This is a genomic window from Kitasatospora sp. SUK 42, assembly GCF_015776785.2.
Lineage (GTDB): Bacteria > Actinomycetota > Actinomycetes > Streptomycetales > Streptomycetaceae > Kitasatospora.
On record NZ_LFMD02000007.1, the window covers coordinates 205735 to 223467 of the forward strand.

The 17733-nt window shown below is 70.9% G+C and carries 12 protein-coding genes; 7 read left to right on the forward strand and 5 right to left on the reverse strand.

Annotation, left to right across the window (positions count from 1 at the left end):
- Positions 1-2 precede the first annotated feature (2 nt).
- Positions 3-374 (forward strand): hypothetical protein, encoded by a 372-nt coding sequence (locus tag RZ50_RS22655; RefSeq protein ID WP_217680779.1) that lies wholly within the window; start codon positions 3-5, stop codon positions 372-374.
- 423 nt (positions 375-797) lie between these two features.
- On the opposite strand, the gene RZ50_RS22660 is transcribed toward RZ50_RS22655, so the two are convergent.
- A complete protein-coding gene (locus RZ50_RS22660; RefSeq protein WP_217680780.1) occupies positions 798-2111 on the reverse strand; it encodes a helix-turn-helix transcriptional regulator in 1314 nt (437 codons plus the stop codon).
- A 203-nt stretch (positions 2112-2314) separates the two neighbouring features.
- Here RZ50_RS22660 and tgmC point away from each other — a divergent pair, with 203 nt between their 5' ends.
- Positions 2315-3457 carry an ATP-grasp peptide maturase system methyltransferase gene (gene tgmC / locus RZ50_RS22665; protein WP_217680782.1) on the forward strand — a complete coding sequence of 381 codons (1143 nt, stop codon included), beginning with the start codon at positions 2315-2317 and terminating at the stop codon, positions 3455-3457.
- 286 nt (positions 3458-3743) lie between these two features.
- Positions 3744-4148, forward strand: a complete 405-nt coding sequence (locus RZ50_RS22670; protein ID WP_217680784.1) for a hypothetical protein — start codon at positions 3744-3746, stop codon at positions 4146-4148.
- A 243-nt stretch (positions 4149-4391) separates the two neighbouring features.
- Here RZ50_RS22670 and RZ50_RS22675 read toward each other — a convergent pair whose 3' ends face one another.
- The 4 genes from RZ50_RS22675 to RZ50_RS22690 all read right to left on the reverse strand — a co-directional run bounded on the left by RZ50_RS22675 (position 4392) and on the right by RZ50_RS22690 (position 13016).
- Complete coding sequence (locus RZ50_RS22675; RefSeq protein ID WP_217680786.1) at positions 4392-5087, reverse strand: hypothetical protein; 696 nt, start codon at positions 5085-5087, stop codon at positions 4392-4394.
- Complete coding sequence (locus RZ50_RS22680) at positions 5084-9265, reverse strand: NEW3 domain-containing protein (protein ID WP_217680787.1); 4182 nt, start codon at positions 9263-9265, stop codon at positions 5084-5086. Before RZ50_RS22680 ends, RZ50_RS22675 begins: the two co-directional genes overlap by 4 nt.
- A gap of 32 nt (positions 9266-9297) precedes the next feature.
- Positions 9298-11733, reverse strand: coding sequence for a discoidin domain-containing protein (locus RZ50_RS22685; RefSeq protein ID WP_217680788.1), 2436 nt, complete (start codon positions 11731-11733; stop codon positions 9298-9300).
- Between the two features lie 260 nt (positions 11734-11993).
- Complete coding sequence (locus RZ50_RS22690; protein ID WP_308272070.1) at positions 11994-13016, reverse strand: LacI family DNA-binding transcriptional regulator; 1023 nt, start codon at positions 13014-13016, stop codon at positions 11994-11996.
- 183 nt (positions 13017-13199) lie between these two features.
- Here RZ50_RS22690 and RZ50_RS22695 point away from each other — a divergent pair, with 183 nt between their 5' ends.
- From RZ50_RS22695 to RZ50_RS22710, 4 genes are all read left to right on the forward strand, one after another.
- Positions 13200-14489 (forward strand): ABC transporter substrate-binding protein, encoded by a 1290-nt coding sequence (locus RZ50_RS22695; protein WP_217680790.1) that lies wholly within the window; start codon positions 13200-13202, stop codon positions 14487-14489.
- A 139-nt stretch (positions 14490-14628) separates the two neighbouring features.
- Positions 14629-15501 carry a carbohydrate ABC transporter permease gene (locus tag RZ50_RS22700; RefSeq protein WP_217680791.1) on the forward strand — a complete coding sequence of 291 codons (873 nt, stop codon included), beginning with the start codon at positions 14629-14631 and terminating at the stop codon, positions 15499-15501.
- 4 nt (positions 15502-15505) lie between these two features.
- The gene (locus RZ50_RS22705) at positions 15506-16390 is read left to right on the forward strand and encodes a carbohydrate ABC transporter permease (protein WP_217680792.1); all 885 of its coding nucleotides are present in this window, start codon (positions 15506-15508) and stop codon (positions 16388-16390) included.
- 59 nt (positions 16391-16449) lie between these two features.
- Positions 16450-17706 carry a glycosyl hydrolase gene (locus RZ50_RS22710; RefSeq protein WP_217680793.1) on the forward strand — a complete coding sequence of 419 codons (1257 nt, stop codon included), beginning with the start codon at positions 16450-16452 and terminating at the stop codon, positions 17704-17706.
- Positions 17707-17733 lie beyond the last annotated feature (27 nt).

Sequence of the window (17733 nt, forward strand, 5' to 3'; positions counted from 1 at the left end):
TCGTGAGCCGACCCGATTGGGTTGAAAGACTCTTCAGCGTTGACCCGATCCTCGGTGAAGACGATGCCGACCTGGGAATCACCTTGCTGCTGGCGAGAATCGGAACCAACTTTTCCAGCAACATCCATTCTATTCCCAGGGAAAGTCAGCGCGAGATTCTGGGGATCGCCGAAGAAGTTCTGGAATCCGGCGATGAGGAGGAGAAGGCCGCAATCGCCACAGGTTTCCTCGAAGAGATCCTCAAGGCCTGGGATGAAGGGTTCGACCTCAAGTCTCTCTGGGAATTCGTTGGCCCCAGGTCTCGGTCTTTCTGCCTGGACTGGAACGAGTTTTCTGGAGTGGCCTCGCCGGAATGGATGCACCAGGGTCAATAAGGCCTGAGCCGCGATTTCGATCCGTCGCTGTGGAACACTTCGGAAGCTTCGATTCCTCCACCGAGGACGCCGGACTTTCGCCGCCGTGGTTAGCGATATCGGCTGGTGAATAAGTAGGGCAATTGGAGTGACCGGGGGAGCCCCGTCAGGAGACCTGGCGGGGCTCCGTCGTCTCCTCATGAGGATGAGTCGTCGCCCTCTGGATCAGTGCGCAGGGAGCCAGGAGCCCGATGTGGACGGCTTCAGCGCACTCATGTCGCTCCCGGTGGCCCTTCGCCCCGTGGAACGAAAAGCCACCGGTCTCTCACCAGCTGGCTACCTCCCGGCCGAGGATCCGCTGGCAGGCGGCCTACCACCGTGGGTGAATCGGTGCGGCCCGTTCCCCGGCTTCGCTGAGGAAGTTGTGCGCGCTGGTGCCCGCGGTCAAGCGGATTTGAGTCGCTCCAGGAACTCCGGGACGCCGTCGACTTGGCGGTAAGGCTCGAAGGCCGGCGCGAGGTCGCGGACGAGGGTGGCGCAGCGTGGGGCTCCGATGCGGGTGGCCAGGTCGAGCGACTCCTGGGTGACGGCGAGGGCTTGCTCGATGTCGTTGGATTGCAGGTAGCCCTTGGCCTGGTAGGTCAGGAAGATCCCGCGTGTCTTGTCCCGCGCCCGGGGCAGCAGGGCCATGCCCTCGGTGATCCGGGCGTGGGCCTCGCCGGTGCGGCCGAGGTCGAGCAGGCACTGGCCGGAGTCGACGGCGAGGTCGGCCGGGCCCATCCACGCGCACCAGCCCGGTGCGGGGTCGGTGGGCTCCAGGTTGAGGGCGGCCTCGGCCTCCGACAGGTCGCGGTAGCAGGCCGATCGGTCGCCGAGGGCGGCGTGTGCTCGGGCGCGGCGCAGGAACAGCAGGGACCTGGCGGTCGGGTGTTGCGTTCCGGACAGGGCGTATCCGAGCTGGTCGACGGAGACCTTCGGCTCGCCGAGCCAGTTCGACTGGTAGGCGAAGTCGGAGAGCACCCCGGCGCCGTGGTCGCGGTCGCCCGCGGCGTGGGCGGACTGCAGGGCGGCTCCCCAGAGCTTGCCGGCCGCCCAGTGCCGGCCGTGGTCGAAGCGGTACCAGCCGCAGGTGGTCGCCAGGGAGGCCGCCAACAGGTGCAGGCGTCGGCCGATGGTCTCGCCGAAGCGGCCGTCGGCGATGAGGTCGGTCACCGTTGCGAGATGGGCGTCCATCAGGCGGATGGCGTGCTGGCGCTGTTCGGTGGGCAGCGCCGTCAGCTGCCTGCTGGTTTCTTCCAGCCAGTCCACGAGTCCCGAATCCACCTGATTGCCGTCCAGCGCGGAGGTGAGGCGTTCGGGCTCGATCACGGCCCACTGAGCGGCGAGCCCCGCGAGGGAGACGGCACTGTACGTCATGAAGCTGCGACGGTCCATAAGGGCTCTCTGTGCGTCGTGGAGTGCTTGGAGGAAGTACGCGGACCCCAGCGGCAGCGGCTCGTCGCGTCCGGGCAGCCAGTACGGCCAGCCGTACGCCTCCATCTCCGGAACCGTGACGCCGAAGACCTCGGCGAGCAGGAGCTGCGAGTCGGGGTTCGGCGTCTTGCGCCCGTTCTCCCACCGGCTCACGGCCGCTTTGTCGGCGCCGGAGCGCAGCCCGTGGCCGCGCGCGGCCCTGTCGAGGCGGGCGGCGAGTTCGCCCTGGGACCAGCCGCGCAGTTCGCGCGCATGGGCGAGGGGATGCCGGATCGGGTCGTCCACGGGCCAATCCCATCATCGACGGTGACCGAGAGCCTACCGTCAGCGAGGGCGGGACAACCCCGGGACGACCGGCAATGCCTGTTCGGTGAGCGCGAATTGGGCTGTACTCGCAGTACTCCGAAGAACTTTCCACACGAGCCGGCGGAGACCACCGCTGCCGTCGCCCGCGCCATCGCCGACCAGTTGGAGAAAGGCCCCGACACGTGAGCACAGCGACTCAGCTCCGCGCTTCCCTGGTGGACAGGCTTACCGAGGACGGTACCCTCACGGATCCCGGGTGGCACAGTGCCGCCAGGGCGGTGCCGCACGAGCTGTTCACGCCGTCCTACTTCCTGCCGGTGGCGGGCAATGTCCCCAACAGCTACCGGCCCGTCCGGGAGGGCGAGCCCGGGTGGCTGGAGGGGGTCTACTCCGACGAAACGCTGATCACTCAACTCGACGGCCGTACCAGGCCCGACGACGTGACCGAGGGGACTGTGGCCGGCTCCCCGTCGTCGTCCTCCACCCTGCCGTCGCTGGTGTTGCGCATGTGGCACCAGCTCGGCGCCGAGGCCGGGCACCGGGTGCTGGAGATCGGCACCGGAACCGGCTACTCGACCGCCCTCGGAGCGCACCGCCTCGGGGGCACAAATCTCACCAGCGTCGAGTACGACCCGGTGGTGGGCACGGCTGCTGCGGCGGCACTGAAGGCAGCCGGTTTCGCGCCCCGGCTGATCATCGGCGACGGGCTGCGCGGCGACCCGGACGGCGGACCGTATGACCGGCTGATCGCCACCTGCTCGGTCCGGCACGTCCCACTCCCCTGGCTGCACCAGGTGAAGCCGGGCGGCAGGATCCTGGCCACCCTGTCCGGGTGGAGCTACGCCCACGCCCTCGTGCTGCTCGACGTGACCGGCCCCGGAGAGGCCACCGGCCGGTTCCTGCCCGGCTACACCAGCTTCATGATCGCCCGGCCCCACGACCGACCGCCCCGCCCGGCACTGGCCCTGCTGCCCGGGGAGGAGCGCCCTAGCCTGATCGACCCCGCGAAGCTCGAAGACTGGACCGGCGGTTGGGTCGCGCAGCTCGCGGCGCCCTCGGCCGAACGGCTGGGGGCGGGAGCGGAGCAGATCCTCTGGGACGTGTCCACCGGCTCGCAGGCCCGGACGGCACCCAGCCCCGATGGCGGATGGACCGTCGTGCAGCGCGGCCCCGTCCGCTTGTGGGACCGCGTCGAGCAGGCGATCCAGCACTGGCAGGCCGCCGGCGAACCCCACCAGGAGGAATTCGGCATCACGGTCTCGGCCACCGGCCAGCGAGTGTGGCTCGGCACCGAGGACGGCCCCGGCTGGAACCTACCGATCTGACGCGCATACGGGACCGCGTCACGCCACCGACCGCAGCGAGCAGACGTCATGCGCCGTGCCCCACCCGCGTGTGGGGCACGGCGCCTCGTGGGATTCCAGGAATTCGAACCACAGGACTTCGAAGCTGCCCAGCGTGTCGACGGCTGCCCCTATTCCTGGTCCGCGACGCCCAGTTCGCTCCAGTGTCGGCTTTCCCGATAAGCTCCGGCAACTCGGTGAGCGAATCGATCCGGAAGGTTGCCCGATCGGCCTAGATCGCGGACCCAGGATGCGAAGGCCGGAGGGTGTGACGATGGAAATGCCGCGGATACGCCTCGGCAGCGATGCAGCGTGGCTGGAGTTGGCGCAGGGTGGCGAGAACAGTTGGCGGGTTACCGCCGATTGGTGCTCCTGGCTGTCAGCCGACTACACCGCCTACCTCACCAGGGAGGAGGCCGCGGACTTCGCCGCACGGGTGCTCTCCCACTTGCGTGCCCCGTCGGGCGCTCGATTCTCGGCGTCGGTCACGCCCGGTCGCAACAACCCGCTGGTACTGAGCGCCGAACCCGTCGGGGACGGGTTCGCCTTCTTCGTGCGTCTGACTCCCCACGGTGACGATGACGTGTGTCACCTGCAGATGGAGATCAATCCCATCGACGCCGCCGAACTCCGCGACCTGTTCGATGCGTTGCACGCATCATTGGCGCTCTGACCGCACGGATTGCCAGGTCAGACTGATCTCGTTGAACCGGTGGATCACGTCCCTCTGTAACTACTGGCCCTCCTGATCGGTCGGCCTCCGGACCTTGACCGGCTGCGCCACCGCGCCTCCCCGCATCCAACCGGTTCAGATACCGCCACCGCCAACCAGACGAATCTATGCGATCACAGCACTCGCGAAGCCGTTTGTCCGCCGCGCTCGGGAGCGAGCGCGGCGGACAAACTGGTGATCTTCTCAGTGGCGATGGTGGTTGTCGGGTTGGGTGGGGTCGCCGGGGTGTTCCAGTCCCTCTACGAGGGTGAGGCGTTGGGCGCGTTCTTGGTCGAGCCAGCGGGTGAAGGCTGCTCGGCGGGCGGCTTCGCGGAGGGTGGGGGTGGGGTCTCCGTTCTGGGGGATGGTGAGGGTGGCGAGGAGGGTGGCCTTCCAGGTGCCCACGGTGACCCACTCGCCGGGTGGGGCTTCGCGGAGGGCTTCGGCGAGGGCCGTGGGGAGGGTGTCGGGGTCGGCCTCAAGGCTGCCGTCGGGGAGGGCGAGGTGCCAGCGGGTGGCCGGTGGGCGGGTGGTCAGGGTGCGGTAGTGGGCGATGTCGGCCGGGGAGGGCTCGATGTCGGCGGTCACGGCGTCGTAGACGGCACGGACGGCTGCGTTGCCCTCGTAGGCGGCCGCGGTGATGGAGCCGAGTTCGACGGCGGCTTGTTGGTCGAGGTGGGCGGGGCCGGGCGGGAAAACGGGCAGGTTGCGTTCGGCAGCGACGGCCTCGCAGAGTGCTTCGGTGAGGAGCACCTGGGCGACCCAGCGGGTGAGCTGGCGGTCCTCCGAACTGCCCGGTTGGGGCAGGGCGGTGGAGCGCGGGCCGCTCCGGAGGGCGGCGAGGCGCGCGTCGAGGGCGATACGTGAGAGGGGACGTCCGTCGAGCAGGCCGAGGGTCATGCCTCCACCACCAGGGCGACGGTCGGGGCGTACTGGCAGCGGCCGAACCACATGACCTTGGCGAGGGCCCAGTACGAACCCGGGTCGGTGGACTCGGGGGCGGTGATGTCGAAGTTCACGGTCACAGCCGAGTCGGCGGGGACGGTGAAGCCTCGGACGGGGTCGGCGATGGCCTCCCAGGTACCCCACGGGGAGACCAGCTGCAACTCGCCCCGGATCTCGCCTCGGGTGCGGTTGGTGAGGGCGAGGGAGAGGGTCACCTGACTGCCGGGGGTGAGGCGGAGCGTCTCAACGGATACGTCGACGGAGAGGCCGGTGTCGCGGCCGGTGGTGGCCTTGGTGCCCTGGGCGATTGTCCAGTCCTCGGGGGTGTCGCCGGGGACGGGCAGCAGGTCGGGGAGGTCGCCGACGGCGATGGTGACCACGTCCTCGATCTGCTGGCCGTCGTGCGTCAGACGGACAGCGGCGAAGTGGAGGCCGGGTGCAACGTCCGTCGGCGGGGTGAGGGTGACGGGGAAGCGCAGGTGGCCGTCGGGTGCGAGCCGGTACGGGCGGCTGCCGAGGCTGGTCGACCAGCCCTCGGGCGGCAGGACGACGGCCGTGCCCTCGACGGCGGCGTCGCGGAGCTGCGAGGAGAGGGCGACGGAGAGGGATACCGGCTCCCCCACCGTCCGCAGCAGCCCGGGCGAGGCGCCGACGGACACGGGCAGGTAGCCGAGCGGGGCCGGGCCGCGGTTGTGCAGCCAGTAGCGGGCGTGGACGGGCTGGGCCGGTTCGGCGATCGGGCCGAGGTCCACTTCAGCGGTCGGAGCAGTGACGGCCGGGGCCGCGAGCAGGGTGGCGATCTGTGAGCCGGCGAGGTCGAGCTGCTCGATCGAGACACCCAGCGGGCGCTCCAGCAGGTCGGCGGGCCGGAGATCGCTCAGCGCGAGGGCGCCGCCGAGCTGGACGGTACGCCCGAGGCCGGTGGACTCGACCAGCCGGACGGTGAGGTCGCTCCCACCGGATGAGGCCGAGCCGTGGGCGATCGGGTTGCCGGCCGGCTTGAGGGCGCCGAGCAGGACCTCGCGCTGGGGCTCGACCCGCAGCCAGGAGAGGGTGGACGGGAGCGGGCCGTCCTGGGCAGAAGCGATCCGTGCGTACAGCGGGTGGTTGAACTCCTGGCCCTGGGCGGGCAGCGTCTGGTCCCGCCAGTCGCCGTTGCCGCCGACCAGCGCGTAGGTGAACTCGTGCGTCCAGTGCTGGAGTTGGAACGAGGCGCCGTCCGGCAGGGTGCGCCGGGGCGGGTCGATCCAGACGCCCGAGGGCCAGCCGGTGCAGGAGCGCATCAGGGACAGGTGCAGCGCGCCGGTGGCGTCCACGGCGAAGCCGGGCAGGCCGTAGCTGAGCAACGCCACGGTGTGGTCGGCGAGTTGGTCCGCGACCGGCGACGGGCAGACGGCGGTGAGACGGGCGTCGGCGAGGTCGTCGACCAGCGCGGAGGCCTCGGACACGACCACGGCGGGGATCGCCCGAAGGTCGCGCAGGTCCGCGTCGGGCCGCCAGACCTCGGCGAGCGGGGTGAGGGCCGGCACCCACACCGCGCCGTGCGCCTTGAGCGCGGTCGCGTACTCCTCCCCCGCGCGCTCGATCAACTCCCGCGCCGCCTCGTTGACTTCCGGACCACCGACGACGATCCGGAAGTCGGGCAGGTTGGAGTCGACGTCCAGCCAGCCGTACCGCGCCCAGTCGGCGCCCGAGGTGGTGGCGGTGACGCCGACCCGGGCGAGCGCGACGACCAGCGGCCGGGCGTCGGCGGCGTCGTCCAGCGTCGGCACGACGACCTCGGCCACGCCCAGGGCGCGGGAGCCGACCACCGTGCCCGCCGGGTCGGTCAGCTCGACCCGTGCGGTGGCGCCGAGGCCGAACCAGGTGTTGGCCGGGTTGTCCAACGTCCAGGGCGCCTCCGCCGAGTCGACGTCCGGCATGGCGAAGCCGCGTCCGACGACCGCTCCCGCGACCTCGCTGACCGGCAGACCGCCGGGGACGTCGACCGGGAAGCGCAGCCGCAGCAGCCGGTCGGCGCCGGAGTAGTCGACGACCTTGGTCCGGCAGTCGACCCGGTCCAGGCCGCGCCAGAGCGTGACGGTCTGCTGGTAGCGGACCCCGTCGACCGCGCCGTCGATCACCAGCCGTTCGCCGAGCGGCCCGGTCTCGCGCCGGACCGTCCCGAAGCCCTCCCCGGAGCCGACCACGGGGCCGCTCGGCACCAGGTGCCACGGGCCCTCGCCGAAGTCGGGGTGCTGCGGGTACTCCTCGTACACGCGCAGTTCGTTGCCGATCCGGCCGTCCTGGATCAACTCCCGTTCGTGCAGCAGGTCGTACACCGAGGAGAGCCCGCCGCCGCGCGCCGGGTCGGCCGTCACCCGGTACCGGTCGCCCTCGATCGCGAAGCCCTCGGCCGCCGTCCAGGGGTCCTCGGCGGTGCCCTCGACCAGCCGCCAGGTGCTCCAGCCGAGCGCGGGAACGTCCGTGGCCAGGAAGCGCAGCGTCCCCCGGTCGACGGTGCACGAGACCGGGGTGCCGGAGGAGTCCAGGACCCGCACCGACCGCGCACCGGGGGGCAGTTCGACCGACACCAGGTCCGTCCGGTCGAAGGACAGCGTGTTGGTCACCACGATCGCCGAGCCCTCGCCCGCCGTCGAGATCCTCGCCGTCAGCGCGTCCAGGGCCGTGTCCCGGACGGCGGAGGCCAGGTCGTACGCCTCCCGCCAGCCGCCGAGCAGGTCCAGGTACACCTGGTCGGACTCGGAGCCGGTGATCGCGTCGTGGTGTGCGCCGTAGGCGAGTTGGCGCCACACCTTGTCGAGTGCGGCGGCCGGGTAGCGGCCCAGGCCGTGCACGGAGGCGAGGGTGGCGAGCTTCTCGGCGTCCACGGCCGCGACCTCGCCCGCCCGCCCAGCCTGCTTGGTGTCGATGTACGAGACGTCCTTGCCGGTGTACACCGGGTTCATGTCGCGGGTCTGCGGGCTGGGCCGGCGGCCGGTGGCGGCGAGTTCGGCGCGGACGGCGTCGAGGAAGTCGCGCGGGGTGGCGCAGACGAAGCGCGGCCACAGGTACTTGGCGGCCCAGGAGCGGTGGATCTCGGTGACCCACTTGTTCGGCGGGGTGTAGTCCGTCCCGACCGGCAGCAGCAGGTTCTTTGTTGCCCCGACCGGCTTGAGCTTGCGGTACAGCTCGTACACGGCCTGCTCGGCGGTGGCGAGGTCCGGGGAGGAGTCCATCCACCAGCCGGCCGAGTAGTGGTGCGGCATGTAGTGGGTGAGCACGCCCTCGCCGCCGGGGGCGATCCACTCGAACTCGCTCGGGAACTGCATCACCCGGGCGTCGTCCTTGGCCTCGCGGAAGTTCTTCTGGATCGGGCCCCACTGGTGGAACGGGCCGCGCGCCCAGGCGCTGCCGGTGAGGCCGGCCGCGGCGAGGTGGCCGGGGAACTGCGGGTCGTGGCCGAACACGTCGAGCTGCCAGGCGGTTTGCGGGTCGCCGCCGAGGATGTCGCGCTGGTAGCCGATGCCGTAGACGAGGTTGCGGATGGTCGTCTCGGCGCCGGTGAGGTTGGTGTTGGGCTCGTTGTAGGTGCCGCCGACGAGTTCGACCTGGCCGCGCTCCATCAGCAGCCGCAGGGTTTCGCGGCGCTCCGGGTGTTGGTCGAAGTACGGCTTCAGGTAGTCGACTTCGGCGAGGACGAACTTGTACACCGGGTCGCGCAGGGCGAGGTCCATGTGGGCGTCGACGAGGGCGAAGCCGTTGCGCTCCCACAGGGGCCGGGTGGTGGCGTCGGCGGAGAGCAGCTCCCAGGGGGAGGTGTAGGCGGCCTGGGTGTTCCACCAGACCGGGTCGTAGTGGAAGTGGGAGACCAGGAACATCGTCCAGCCGGGCTCCGCGACCTCCACCAGTGCCTCGACCGAGCAGGCGTCCGCGCTGACGGTGACGGGCAGGTGGTCGCCGGGGCGGGCGCCGGTGATCTCCAGCGGGACTTCGACCAGCCCCGTGCCGGTCGCCTCGCCGTGAACGCCCGCTCCGGTGACGGTGATCCGGGCGGGCGGGCCCTCGACCGTCACCCGCAGCAGCTGGCGCGGGGCGTCCTCGGGTCCGGTGAACAGGTCGGTGCTCTCGACGGCGGTGATGGTGACCGACACGGGGTGGTTCCTTTCCGAAGTGGGGTGCGGGACTACGCGCCCCAGGCCTCGAACTCGTAGATGCGGGCGGCCGGATCGGTGTTCTGGGTGGGCTTGGTGATGACCAGCCGGACGTAGCGGGCGGTGGTGTTCACCGGGTGGGTGGTGGTGCCCGCGGTGTTGCCGGTCACGTCGGCGACCGTCGTCCAGGGGTCGGTGGGGTTGGAGCGGACCTGGACGGAGAAGTCGCGGGTGTTGTACGCGGCGCTCTCGCCGCCCGCCTGGGCGTGCTTGACCACGAACTTGGACAGTCGCTTCGCCGAACCGAGGTCCACCTCAAGCCACTTGGCCGAGGTCAGGGTGCACCACTTGTCGCTCGTCCCGCCGCTGACGCTGCCGTTGACGGCCTTGGACGGGCCCTCGTCGGCGTTGCACTGGCCGGAGGCGGTGGCCGGGCGGTTGAGCGCCAGGTTGGTCGAGGTCGACGGGCTTCCGTTCCAACTCACCGTGGTGGAAGCGGAAGTGGAGCGTCCATAGGTGGTGGACACCGCCTCGACGTCCAGCGTGGTGCTGGTCTCGGCGCCGGCCCGGTCGAGCCGTCCGACGAAGTAGGCGTCGTTGGGCGTGGCGCCCAGGAAGGTCCGGCTGCCGTCCGCGTTGCGCCGGTACACCTCGTAGTGGTGGACGTTGCCGCCGGGCGCGGCCGTCCAGGACAGCCGCAGGGACTGGCTGGAGCCGGGCGTCACGTCGCTGGCACCCAGGACGGTCAGCCCGCCCGGTGCGGCCGGGGTCTCCGTCGTGCCGTCGTAAAGGGCGACCTGGCCGACCCGCAGGTCGTACGCGGGGTCGCTGCCGGCCACCTGGAGGCCGATCTGGGCGATGGTGCGGCCGGCGTACGGCGAGAGGTCGAGCGTGTGGCGCTCCCAGCCGGTGCCGGAGTCGGCGCCGACGTCCAGGGTGGTGAAGCTGCCCGGAGCGTCGGTGAAGGAGACGGCGGCCTTGAGCTTGGTGGGCCCGGCGGCCGGGGTCTTGGTGACCAGGTCGAGCTTGGTCGTCGCCGTGACCGGCAGGCTGGTCTCGTACAGCCGCACGGTGTTGGTGGCGTCCAGGGTGCCGGTCAGCCGCAGCGAGGAGCCGCCCTGGTAGGAGTCGGTGAAGTCGACGGACGGGCTGAGCCTGCTTCCGGCCGAGTCGACCACCCAGCGGTAGGTCGGCGGGACGTCCTGGAGCGAGAGGTTGTTCCAGCCGCCGGTGGCGACCCGGGTGCCGGCCGCGTTGTAGAAGTCGCCCTGGCCGGTGTTGAAGTTGGTGACGAAGGGCTTGGCGGTGATCGGCGAGGACTCGGCGACGTACCCGGCCAGGCCGGGCCAGCCGGACGAGAGGTCGATCCGCGAGGGGTCGCCGTTGGCGCCGACCCAGTAGCGGGAGTCCTTGGCGTAGAAGTCGGCGCGGTCGGTGGCGGACTTCCACGTCCACTCGGGCCGGTAGAGGCCGAGCGAGGTGGTGTGCGGCTTGCCGGGCGGGAAGAGGGTGTTCCAGCCGACGGAGGTGTTGTAGCCGTTGGCCTCGGTGTCGATGCCGGAGTACAGCTCGTACTCGCTGCGGCCGAGTTGCCGGGCGAGCGTCCGGGAGGAGTTCAGGCCGCCGGCCGTCCAGTCGAAGTTGAGGAACATCGAGTCCGAGGTGCGCTTCGAACCGTCCTGGAGGAAGGGCGAGTTGGCCGAGGTGAGGGCGTTCTGCCAGTTGACCGCGCCGGAGGCGGTCATGGCGTCGTACCACATGAAGTCGGTGCCGCTCTGCGCCTTGGTGTACTGCATCAGGTTGCGCAGCTCGGTCGCGAGGGCCTGGTCGCCTCCGCCGGTCTCCTGGTTGATGAACCAGCCGTCGAAGCCGTAGTACTGGGCGGCCTGGGCGAGCTTGTCGGCGACGGGGTAGCGGTTGCCGGACTTCTGGACGAAGTCGCGCACCCACTGGAGCTGGCCGCCGTACGCGGCGGGCGGGAAGAAGACGGTGCCGTAGACCTTGACGCCGTTGCGGTGGGCGGCGTCGATGACGGTCGGGTTGGGCGCGAGGATCAGGCCCTCGCCGGCCGAGCCGCCCCAGAACACCAGCTTGTCGACGTACTGCCAGTAGCCGAAGGCGTAGTAGTTCGGGTCGGCGGAGCCCTGGGAGGGGTTGTTGGAGGTGGGCCCGAAGGAGACCAGCGAGGCTATCCTCCCCTCGCCGGTGCGGGCGTTGGGGTTGGCCGCGAGGGCGGGGTCGGCGGTGCGCGGCTGGAGCGGGACGCGGGAACGGTTGAACCGGGCGTCCGGGTCGGTGGCCGGGTCCCAGTTCAGGATGGTGTTGGGGTACCAGTACGAGGCGTAGGGCTGGGTGCCCGAAGCCGCGGCGGCCACGGCCGGGGAAGGTGCGGCGTGGGCCGGGGTTACGGCGCCCAGCGCGGCCGTCGCGAGGGCGGCGCTGAGCAGCAGGGGGAGGCGTCGTGACATGCGATGGCTCCGATCGAGCGGAGGAGGGTGGGGCGGGCCCGCCGTCGTGGGCGGGGCCCGGGTGCATGCGGGCGTGCCGGTGCTGAACCGAGCGGACCGGGGTGCTCGCCGCCGCGCGGCGGCGGGTCGGCGAGGCCGGGTGGGGGCGGCGAAGCGCGCCGAACGGGAGCCGCTCGGCGCTGCGAGGCTAAACCGGTTCAGAAGCACTGTCAACGATCCGCGCAGCAATCACCCACCCGGGCGAACCGCGGCAACGAAACTCAACCAGCCGGGGGCGGTGAGGTGGACTCCCGTACGGTCAGCCGGGGCGTGGGCATCTGCAGGTCGCGCCCCGGCCCGGCCTCGTCCAGCGCCTCCAGCAGGCTGTGCGCGACCTGCTCGCCGAGCGCGAAGGTGTCCCGGCTCAGCGCGGTCAGCGGCGGGTGCACGATCCGGGCGAGCACCGAGTCGTCGAAGGAGACGATGGACAGCTCGCCCGGCACCGCGACGCCCATCTCCCCCGCCACCCCGAGCCCGGCGACGGCCATCACGTCGCTGTCGTAGACGATCGCGGTGGGCCTCCTGGGCCGGGAGAGCAGCGTACGGGTGGCCGCCGCGCCCTCGGCGTCGCTGAAGTCGGTGGGCACCGACACCGCCTCCTCCAGCCCGAGCCGGCGCGAGGCGTCGCGCAGCGCCCGGATCCGCCGCTGGGTGTGCTGGAAGTGCGGCAGCCCGGCCAGGTGGGCGATCCGGCGGTGCCCGATGGCGGCCAGGTAGTCGACGATGGAGAGCATCGCCTCCCGGTCGTCGGCCCAGATCCGCAGCTGGTTGCCGCCCTTGCCGGGCCCGCCCAGCACGACCGCGGGCAGCCCGAGTTCGTCCAGGACGGGCAGTCGCGGGTCCCTGACCTGGAGGTCCACCAGGATGAAGCCGTCCACCCGGTGCTCGGAGGCCCAGCGCCGGTAGACCTCGATCTCGGCGGCGGTGTCCTCGACCACCATCAGGTGCAGCGCGACGGAGCTGGCCGAGAGCACCGCCTGGAGGCCGGAGAGCAGTTGGCTGAAGAACGGCTCGACGCCGATGGTGCGGGCCGGGCGGGCGATCACCAGGCCGACGGCGTCGGCCCGCGCCCCGCCGAGGGCGCGCGCGGCGCTGTGCGGGCGCCAGTTCATCTCCTCGGCGACCCGCAGGATCCGGGCCCTGGTCGCCTCGCTGACACCCGGGCGGCCGTTGAGCGCGAAGGACACCGCGCCCTTGGAGACACCGGCCTGGCGGGCGATGTCGGCGATCGTCGGTCTGCCCACAGGATCCGACTCCTCTCTTGACATCCAAGTTTAGGCGGGAGCATAGTCCCTGCCATAGCTAGACCGGTTTAGTAAGCCAGGTTCTAAAACCCGGCACAACCCAAGAACACGCAAACCCCCGAACGCGCGAACCCCCCGAGCTCGGCACGATCCCCCACCCACCCTCAGGTCCGGGAGACCCTCATGCGAAGAATCTGGGCGGCACTGACGACGACGGCCATCACCGCCGCGGCCCTGACCGGCTGCGGACTCGGATCCGGCGAGAGCAGGAACAGCGACAGCGTGGCGAGCGCGGCCGCCACCGGCGAGGTCAAGGGCAAGGTCTCGCTCCAGACCTGGTCGCTGAAGCCGAAGTTCACCGACTACATGCAGGGCGTGATCGACGGCTTCAAGAAGAAGTACCCCGGCGTCGAGGTCGAGTGGCTCGACCAGCCCGGCGAGGGCTACTCCGACAAGGTGCTCAGCCAGGCCGCCGCCGGCACCCTGCCCGACGTGGTCAACCTCCCGCCGGACTTCGCCTACCCGCTCGCCCGCAAGGACGTCCTGCTGGACGTCGCCAAGGCCGACCCCAAGCTCTCCGACGAGTACGTGGCCGGCGGCGTGGAGGCCTACCGCTACAACGGCTACCAGGGCACCTTCGGCTACCCCTGGTACCTCAACACCGATGTGAACTACTGGAGCTCGGACCTCCTCACGAAGAACGGGCTGGACCCGAAGAAGCCCCCGGCCTCCCTGGACGAGCTGATCGCCCAGGCCCGGACGATGAAGGAGAAGTCCGGCGGCCAGGCCTACCTGATGAGCCGCAAGCCGGGCCTGGGCGACCTCTACAACATCGGCGTGAAGATCATGGCCGACGACGGCAAGTCCTTCACCTTCAACACCCCCGAGGCCGCCGCGCTGCTCGACAAGTACCGCGACGCCTTCAAGGACGGCCTGATGCCGAACGGAGTGCTGACCGACACCTACGCCGGCAACTCCAAGCTCTTCAGCTCCGGCACGGCGGCCTGGACCACCGGCGGCGGCAACTTCATCACCAGCCTCGCCACCGACAACCCGACCCTCGCCCCGAAGGTCGTCGCCTCCCCCGCGATGGACACCCCGCCGCTGTACGTCCAGGGCCTGTCCATCCCGAAGAACACCAAGAACCCGGCCGCCGCGGTCGCCCTGGCCCGGTGGGTCACCAGCCCCGAGAACCAGGCCGCCTTCGCCCACCTGACCAGCGTCTTCCCGTCCACCAAGGCCTCCGCGGACGACCCGTTCTTCAGCAAGAGCGACGGCACCAACGCGGGCGACGCCAAGGTGATCGCCTTCACCTCGCTCGCCAAGGCCAAGCTGATCCAGCCGGTCGAGGTGGACGACGCCATGGGCACGATCGTCAAGCAGCAGTTCGCGCTGGCCATCAGCGGCCAGACCAGCTCCAAGCAGGCGCTGGACACGGCCGTCGAGCAGTGCAACAAGCTGCTCAAGGGCTGACCCCCGCCCGCGACCTCGCCACCGCACCCGCGGAGTGCCGGCGGCGTACCGGCGAAGTACCGGTGAAGCGGCGGGTCTCCCCCGCCCGCCGCTCCCGGGAATGAACCGCACCACCCCCAGGCCCCAGGAAGGCAACCGCATGACCCACCGGCGTTGGTTCACACCCTGGCTGCTCGCCGGGCCCGCGATACTCTGGCTGGCCGTCTTCAACCTCTGGCCGGCCGTCAACACGGTGATCCTGTCCTTCACCAACGCCAAGCCCCTGGGCGGCGGGCAGTTCACCGGCCTGGAGAACTACGGCCGCCTGCTCGACGACGACCAGCTCGCCGACGCCCTGCTCAACAGCATCGTCTTCATGCTGGTCTGCCTCCCCCTGCTGACCGTCCTGCCGCTGCTGCTCGCCCTGCTCGTCCAGCGCAGGATCCCGGGCATCACCTTCTTCCGCACCGCGTTCTACACCCCGGTGATCGCCTCCGCCGTCGTGGTGGCGCTGATCTGGGGCTGGGTACTGGACGACCGGGGCCTGGTCAACGGCCTGCTCCAGCAGAGCGGCCTGACCGACTCCCCGGTCTCCTTCCTCACCGACCGCTGGCTGCTGCTGTTCAGCGCGATCGCCCTGACCGTCTGGAAGGGCCTCGGCTACTACATGGTCATCTACCTGTCCGCGCTCGCCAACGTCCCGCACGAGCTGCACGAGGCGGCGGCCGTGGACGGCGCCGGGCCGGTACGCCGGTTCTGGCACATCACCCTGCCCGGGGTGCGCCCGACCATGGTGCTGATCTCCGCCCTCATCTCGGTCAGCTCGCTGCGCGTCTTCTCCGAGCTGTACGTGCTCTCCAACGGCCAGGGCGGCCCCGGCGGCCGCGACATGTCCGTGGTGATGCTGATCCAGATGTACAGCCGCGGCTTCAATGGCCATCTGGGCTACGCCTCGGCGCTCAGCCTGCTGCTGTTCGTCATCACCCTCGGACCGATGCTGTTCCTGATGCGGCTGAACCGGAAGGCGGCCTGACCCCGTGACCACCGTCCGCGAACCCGCGACCACCCGCCCCGCCAACGCCGCGAGGGGCTTCAACACCCCCTCCCCCACCCAGACCGCCGGCCGCTACCTGCTCCTGGTGCTGGTGCTCCTCCTGGTCATCGGCCCGTTCCTGTGGCAGCTGTCCACCTCCCTCAAGGGGGCCACCGAGGACGTCTACACCCGCACCCCGAACTTCCTGCCCGACCAGCCCACGCTCGGCAACTACGGCACCGTCGCCGACACCATCCCGGTGTGGACCTACGCCCTCAACTCGCTGATCGTGGCCGCCGTCTGCATCACCGGCAACGTGGTCGGCTGCACCCTGGCCGGCTACGCCCTCGCCCGGCTGCGCTTCCGCGGCGCCAAGCTCGTCCTCGGCCTGTTCCTCGCCACCCTGGTCCTGCCCGGCGAGGTCACCATCGTCTCGCAGTACGTGCTGGTGCGCGGCCTCGGCCTGGCCGACAGCCTGGCCGGCGTCGCCCTGCCCGGGGCGATCGCCATGCTCAACGTGCTGCTGATGCGCACCGCCTTCGCCGCCGTGCCGGTCGAACTCGACCAGGCCGCGCTGGTCGACGGCGCCAACGTCTGGCAGCGGCTGTGGCACATCGGCCTGCCGAACGTGCGCGGCATGCTCAGCGTGATCGTCATCTTCACCTTCATCGGCGCCTGGGACGACTTCCTGTGGCCGCTGATCGTGCTCACCGACCCGCAGAAGTACACCCTCACCGTCGGGCTCCAGTACCTCAACGGCACCTTCTCCGCCAACCCCCGGCTGATCGCGGCCGGCACCATGATCGCCTTCCTGCCGATCGTCGTGGTGTTCGGCATCTGCCAGCGCTTCTTCTTCAAGGGCGTCGAGGAGGGAGCCGTCAAGGGCTGAGCCCTTTCCGACGGGCGGTCCACCGCCCGTACGCCCCACACCAGTTGAGGAAGCTCCCCGTGACCACCACCCCCCGCTTCGGCGTCAACTACACCCCCAGCGCCGGCTGGTTCCACCACTGGCTCGACTTCGACCTCGACGCCGTACGCGCCGACTTCGACTCCATCGCCGCCCTCGGCCTGGACCACGTCCGGGTCTTCCCGCTCTGGCCGCTGTTCCAGCCCAACCGCACCCTGATCCGCCCGCGCGCCGTCGAGCAGCTCACCGCCCTGGTGGACGCGGCCGGCGAGCGCGGGCTGGACGTCGCGGTGGACGGGTTGCAGGGCCACCTGTCGAGCTTCGACTTCCTGCCGTCCTGGACCCAGACCTGGCACCGGCGGAACATCTTCACCGACCCCGAGGTCCTCGACGGCCAGGCCGCCTACCTGCGCACCCTGGCCGGGGCGCTGCGCGAGCGGCCGAACTTCCTCGGGATGACGCTCGGCAACGAGATCAACCAGTTCTCCGGCGCCCCGCACCCCGACCCGGACCGGATCACCCCCGCCGAGGCGGAGGCCTGGCTGCGCAGGATGCTCGCCGCCTGCGAGCAGGGCGCGCCGGGCCGGCTGCACCTGCACGCCTCCTACGACGCCGCCTGGTACCTGGACGAACACCCGTTCACGCCCTGGCACTCGGCCCGGATCGGCGCCGCCACCGCCGTGCACTCCTGGGTGTTCAACGGCACCGCCCAGCGCTACGGGGCCCACTCCACCGCCACCGCCCAGCACGCCGCCTACCTGGTCGAGCTGTCCAAGGCCTGGGCGGACGACCCGGCCCGACCGGTCTGGTTGCAGGAGGTGGGCGCGCCCGCCCCGCACATCACCGCCGAGGACGCGGCCCGGTTCACCGGCGCCACCGTGGAGGCCGCGCTGGACTGCCCGGACCTGTGGGGCGTCACCTGGTGGTGCTCGCACGACGTGGACCGCTCCCTCGCCGACTTCCCCGAACTGGAGTACAGCCTCGGCCTGTTGACCACCGACCGGAAGGTCAAGCCGGCCGGCGCCCGGCTCGCCGAGGCCGCCGCCGAGGCCCGCCGATCCTGGCGGCCGCCGAAGCCGCGCACCACCGCCGTGGTGGTGGCCACCGGCGACGAGACGACCTCACCGCACCGCTCGGTCTGCGGGCCCGGCGGCCCGGTGTACGAGGCCTTCATGCGCCTCGCCGAGGACGGCGCCCGCCCCACCACCGTGCTCGCCGAGCGCGCGGACGACCAGGCGCACCTGGCCGCGCGCGGCATCACCGAGGTGGTCCGCCCCGACGACGTACGTTCCCTCTGACCGTTCCCCGCACGCAACGGAGCCTGC